This is a genomic window from Xanthomonas sp. SHU 308 (assembly GCF_000364645.1).
Lineage (GTDB): Bacteria > Pseudomonadota > Gammaproteobacteria > Xanthomonadales > Xanthomonadaceae > Xanthomonas_A > Xanthomonas_A sontii.
Genome location: NZ_AQOK01000854.1, coordinates 1 through 3,192, shown reverse-complemented (window position 1 = coordinate 3,192; position 3,192 = coordinate 1). Strand labels below are relative to the sequence as shown.

At 71.4% G+C, this 3,192-nt stretch carries 3 protein-coding genes; all 3 read left to right on the top strand.

Features of this window, described 5'->3' with window-relative positions; translation table 11 throughout:
* Positions 1-336 carry a DUF2946 family protein gene (locus D588_RS25905; protein ID WP_043086882.1) on the top strand — a complete coding sequence of 112 codons (336 nt, stop codon included), beginning with the start codon at positions 1-3 and terminating at the stop codon, positions 334-336.
* 68 nt (positions 337-404) lie between these two features.
* Positions 405-2,459, top strand: a complete 2,055-nt coding sequence (locus D588_RS0122260) for a TonB-dependent receptor (RefSeq protein ID WP_026144000.1) — start codon at positions 405-407, stop codon at positions 2,457-2,459.
* A 26-nt stretch (positions 2,460-2,485) separates the two neighbouring features.
* A partial coding sequence (locus tag D588_RS25900; protein WP_017917568.1) for a PepSY domain-containing protein occupies positions 2,486-3,192 on the top strand: 707 nt, incomplete at its 3' end.

The window sequence follows — 3,192 nt, the reverse complement described above, 5'->3', positions numbered from 1 at the left end:
CTGGCGCCGCCGATCAGCCAGTGGCGGCAGGCGCAGGCCGAGGCGGCGGCGTTGCAGGACCAGGCGCTGTGCACCAGTAGCGGCCTGCGTCTGGCGGCGCTGGCGGGAGCGGTCTCGGCGGCGCATGGCGGCCACCACGACGATGCCGGCCTGGCGCACGCGCCAGCCTGCGATTACTGCCTGCTTGCCGCGCGGCTGCTGCCGTGGGTAGTGCTGTTGCTGGCGTTGCTGCCCTGGCGCTGTCCGCCAGTGCCGGTGGCGGCGCGGCACAGCCTTGTCGTCACGGCCGCCGCACGCCGCGCACACCCGCCGCGCGGACCACCGCTGTTCTCCTGATCCACGGGTTGCCGTTCCCGTGCCGCGGCGCCGCTGCGGCACGCCCTCGTGCCGATGGAGTTTTCGCCATGTTCCGTTTTCCTGCCATGCCACCGGTGGTGGCGTGCTGTTGTGTGTGTCTCGCCGCGGCCGCGCCCGCCCATGCCGCCGACGCGCCGCCCGGCGCCGCCGGCGATTCCGTGCTGACCCTGGGCAAGGTCCAGGCCACCTCGCCGCTCGCCGCCGGTTCCAGCGCGCGCAGCGTGTTCAGTTCCGTCGACATCCTCGGCGGCGATCTGCTGCAGGACCAGCATGTGGACTACAGCTGGGAGTTGCTGATGCGCGCGCCCGGCGTGCAGGTGACCCAGTTCAAGATGGGCACCGACGCCGGGCGCTTCTCCTTCCGCGGCTTCAACGGCGAAGGCCGGATCAATGCGGTCAAGTTGCTGATCGACGGCGTGCCCAGCAACGACAATGCCGGCGCCATGCCGTACCTGGATGCGGTGTTCCCGCTGGACATCGCCGCGATCGAGATCGTGCGCGGCACCAACGACCCGCGCTACGGCCTGAACGCGATCGCCGGCAGCGTCGACGTGCTGACCCGCAGCGGCGGCAACGACGGCCGCGCCAGCGTCACCGTCGGCAGCTTCGGCACCCGCGAGGTGCAGGCGACGCAGGGCATCGAGCGCGGCGCCTGGAGCCAGAACTACTTCGGCGCCTGGCGCGACAGCGACGGCTATCGCGACCATGCCGACGCGCGCAAGCATGCGTTCGCCGGCAAGTGGTTCTACACCGATCCGGACGGGCGCTGGCGTGCCGGACTCAGCGCGCGCGACTACCGCAACACGGCGCTGGAGGCGGGGTATCTGGACTACGCCACCGCGCAGCGCGCGCCACGCAGTTCCCCCGACTACGCGCGCGACGACCGCAGCCAGCGCCACACCACGCAGGTGTCGCTGCATCTGGACGCTCGCCTGGCCGAGACCGTGCAGGGCAGCGCCAAGGCGTACTGGAACCGCTACGACAACCAGCGCTGGGTGCGCTTCACCGCGGCCGGCGCGCAGCAGGAGCGCGACACCGACGAGCGCCAGCGCGGCGTGCTGGTCAAGCTGAGCTGGCGCCCGGCGCTGGCGCGTGCCGACGCCTTTGCGCTGGAGGGCGGGGTCGACGCGCAGTGGCAGGACAATCTCTCGCAGCGTTATCGCACGGTGGCACGCGTGCGCACCGCGCCGTTGCGCGACTGGGACTTCGATCTGCATACCGAAGGCGCCTACGTGCAGGCGGTGCTGCGCCCGACCGAACGCCTGCAACTGGTGCCGGGCTACCGGGTTGATCGGGTCGGCGGGCAGTTCCGCGACCTCGCCAGCGGCGCGCGCTATCCGGCCTACGCCTACGGCACGATCCGCCAACCCAAGTTCAGCGCGGTGTACGCGCTCACTGGGCAGGCCAGCCTGTACGCCAACATCGGCCGCACGTTCCAGATCGGCAGCGGCAACGGCGCCTACCGTACCCAGGCGCGCAACCTGGCACCGTCCTACAACGATGGCTGGGAGACCGGCCTGAAGTTCGCCGGTGCGCAGCAGCGCTGGGACGCACGCGTGGCCTACTGGGAGCAGCGCGCCTCCGACGAAGTGGCCACCATCCTGGGCGTGAACGGCAGCGTCGGCACCGGCGAGGTCGGTAACGTCGGCAAGACCCTGCGCCGCGGCTGGGATGCGCAACTGAACCTGCGTCCGGACGAGCGCTGGACGCTGTGGCTGGCGTATTCGCGGCAGCGCGCGGTCATCGTCACCCCCGACCCGAGCGCGCCGGCCACACGCGGCAAGGAAATCGAGAACGTGCCGCACTACCTGGCCAACGCCGGCATCGACTGGCAGGCCACGCCGCGGCTGACACTGTCGGCCTGGGGCAACGCACAGGGCGATTACTACGTGGAGCGCAGCAACACCCTCGGCCGCTACGGCGGCTACGCGCTGGCCAATCTCGGCGCGACCTGGCGCTGGCGTGCGCAGCGCGAAGTGTCGCTGCAACTGAAGAACCTGACCGACCGGCACTACGTCTACGCCTGGTACGACAGCGGGTCCTCCGGCTACTCGCCCGGCGACGGCCGCGCGCTGTACGCCACGCTGAGCTGGGGCTGGTGATGGCGACGCACTCTCCCGCTTCCGCTGTGGCGCCGGCACGCTTCTACCGCGCCGTGTGGCGCTGGCATTTCTATGCCGGCCTGCTGGTACTGCCGCTGCTGGTCTGGCTGGCGTTGACCGGTGCGGCCTTCGTCTATCAGCAGCCGATCGACGGCTACTTCCACCGCGCGCTGAAGACCGTGCCGGTACCCGCCCACGCGCAGACGCTGGCGCCGCAGCGGCTGCTGGACGCGGCGCTGGCCGCGCAACCGGGCCACGCACTGCGCTACACCACGCCGCCGCGGCGCGATGCCTCGGCGGAAGTGACCATCGCCACCGCCGATGGCCGCCGCGAGGTCGTGTACGTGGACCCGTACCGGGCGCGGGTGCTGGGGCAGTTGCCCGAGCACGGCACCGTGGCCTGGACGATCCGCCGCCTGCACAGCCTCGACTACGTCGGCTGGTTCGCCAATGCGCTGATCGAGGTGGCCGCTGGCTGGGCGATCCTGCTGGTGTTCACCGGCGTGTACCTGTGGTGGCCGCGCGGGCGCCGCGGCGGCGTGACCACGGTGCGCGGGCGGCCGGCGCAGCGGCTGTTCTGGCGCGATCTGCATGCGCTTACCGGCAGCGTGGTCGGGGTGCTGCTGCTGTTCCTGGCGCTGACCGGGATGCCGTGGTCGTGGTTCTGGGGCGCGCAGGTCAACCGCCTGGCCAATGGCCATCACTACGGCTATCCGTCCGGGCTGCGGGTGGA